Genomic DNA, 2,255 nt, shown 5'->3' on the forward strand with positions numbered 1-2,255 from the left:
GACCCCCGGGGTTTCTCCGGGGCGGCTGAATCGCACGAGGCGGCGGCGCCGGATCACGGCGCCGCCGCGGCACGTCCGCAAGGGGGCCGTCGCACGCGACGGCCCCCTTGCGCGTTCTTGCGGAGGCTGTCCCGCCGGAGCCGATGTGGGCGGCGGGCAGATCCGAGCGCGGTGCCGCACGTGCGGAGTGGCGGTCACACCGCGTGTCCCGGGAACCGGCCGGGCCTTCGCCGTCCTCCTGCTCGCGAGGTCCGGTGGGCGCGGCGGTCAGCGCCAGTCGGGGGCGCCGGCGGCGGGGGACAGGGCACTCTCGATCTTCGCCCTGATCTCCCGCATGACCGTCACCACCCGGTCCTCGTGCTCCTCGCTGAGCCGCGCCACCGGCACCGAGCAGCTGATGGCGTCGACCGCCGGAGCGTCGTACCGCAGGGCGAAACCGAAGCCCGCGATGCCCGCCACCGTCTCCTCGCGCTCGACGGAGTAGCCGCGCTCGCGCACCCCGGCGAGGTCGGCGAGCAGGGTGGCGCGCTCGATGTGCGTGTTCTCCGTACGGGGAGCCAGGGAGCCCTCCGGCAACGGGAGTTGGCCGTCCGGACGTTCGGCGAGCAGGGCCTTGCCGAGCGCTCCGGCGTGGGCCGGGATCCGGCGGCCGACCCGGCTGATGGTGCGCAGGTACTCGTGCGACTCGCGCGTCGCGAGGTAGACGACGTCGGTGCCGTCGAGCCGGGCCAGGTGGATCGTCTCGCCGAGCGCGTCCGACGCCTCGTCGAGATACGGACGGGCCGCGCGCACACGCGGGTCGCTGTCCAGGTAACTCGTCCCGGTGTGCAGGGCGCGGATGCCGATGCCGTAGAGCGAGCCCGTCGTGTCCGTGCGCACCCAGCCGCAGTCGATGAGCGTCCGCAGTAGCTGGTACATGCTGCTGCGCGGCACGCCCAGTTCCTCGGCGAGTTCGTCGAGGCGGGCCGGCCGGTCGACCCGGGCGGCGAGGAGTTCGAGCAGCGCGACCGTGCGCGACGCCGACTTCACCCCACGGACCCCGCTGTTCTCCGGCATGTGCGCCATCTTAAATCCGCGCTGTCGCACCCATTGACCCCCTCCCGTTCACCCGCCTAGCCTCCGTTCTCATACATGCACGCCATCTGCATATGGGGATGAGATCTGTGGAGCGGTTCCGTACGGACATCGACGACGTCACCCGGCGCCTGCGGGAGGGCATGGCAGACGGGGTGCTGGCCTTCCCCCTCACCAGCTTCCGGGACGACGGCAGCCTCGACCCGGACGCGTACCGCGCGTATCTGACCGCCCAGGTGGCCACCGCCCCCGGTGCCTTGTTCCCGGCCTGTGGCACCGGCGAGTTCAGCGCACTGGACGAGGACGAGTACCGCACGGTGGTCCGGACCGCGGTCGAGGCCGCCGACGGCCGGCTGCCCGTGGTGGCGGGTACCGGATACGGCTGGGCGCAGGCACTGCGCTTCGCCCGCATCGCGGAGGAGGCCGGAGCCGACGCCCTGCTGGTCATGCCCCACTACCTCGTCGCGGCCCCGCAGGACGGTCTGGTCGAGCAGCTGCGCCGGATCGCGGCCGGCACACGGCTGCCGCTGATCGCGTACCAGCGCGGCCAGGTCACCTTCAACGCCGAGGGCGTGCGCCGGATCGCGGAGATCCCCACGGTCATCGGTCTCAAGGACGGTCACAGCGACCTCGACCGGCTCCAGCGCCTCACCCTCGCCGCACCCGAGGGCTTCCTCTTCTTCAACGGCGCGGCGACCGCCGAGATCCAGGCGCGCGCCTACGCGACGGTGGGCGTCCCCGCCTACTCCTCGGCCGTCCACGCGTTCGCGCCCGAGATCGCCGACGCCTTCCTCACCGCGCTGCGGGCCGGCGACGACACGGTGACCCGGAAGCTGCTGCGCGACTTCTACGTCCCGCTGGTCGAGCTCCGCGACCGCGTCCCCGGCTACGCCGTGTCCCTGGTCAAGGCCGCGGCCCGGCTGCGCGGACTGCCGGTGGGCCCCGTGCGCGCCCCACTCACCGACCCCTCCCCGGCCGACCTCGCCGACCTGGAGCAGATCCTCGACGCCGGACTGGCCCTGGTCGGCGCCACCCGCCGCCGTCCCGCCTGAGGCCCCACCGCTCCGGTCCTCGCGGGCCGGTTCACCCCGTTATCTTTTTCGCGGTCCTGCAATGGGACCGCTGGCCTCCGGGCCCGGCATGACTGTGTCCCCCTGTCGAAGACATGACCTGGGGGGTGG

Annotated in this window: 2 protein-coding genes; one reads left to right on the forward strand and one right to left on the reverse strand. The window is 73.1% G+C overall.

Annotated features, from left to right (window positions below):
• Nucleotides 1-267: 267 nt before the first annotated feature.
• A complete protein-coding gene (locus ABT001_RS35910; RefSeq protein WP_351285895.1) occupies nt 268-1,056 on the reverse strand; it encodes an IclR family transcriptional regulator in 789 nt (262 codons plus the stop codon).
• A gap of 98 nt (nt 1,057-1,154) precedes the next feature.
• Between ABT001_RS35910 and ABT001_RS35915 the strand changes: the two genes are divergently transcribed.
• Nucleotides 1,155-2,126, forward strand: a complete 972-nt coding sequence (locus tag ABT001_RS35915) for a 5-dehydro-4-deoxyglucarate dehydratase (protein WP_351285897.1) — start codon at nt 1,155-1,157, stop codon at nt 2,124-2,126.
• Nucleotides 2,127-2,255 lie beyond the last annotated feature (129 nt).

Origin of the sequence: Streptomyces sp. NPDC002793, assembly GCF_040295485.1 — a bacterium.
In the GTDB taxonomy this organism is placed as follows: domain Bacteria; phylum Actinomycetota; class Actinomycetes; order Streptomycetales; family Streptomycetaceae; genus Streptomyces.

Coding starts and splice junctions, on each gene's coding strand:
- ABT001_RS35915 (WP_351285897.1), top strand. CDS start 1,155: ATGAGATCTGTGGAGCGGTTCCGTACGGACATCGACGACGTCACCCGG.
- ABT001_RS35910 (WP_351285895.1), bottom strand. CDS start 1,056: ATGCCGGAGAACAGCGGGGTCCGTGGGGTGAAGTCGGCGTCGCGCACG.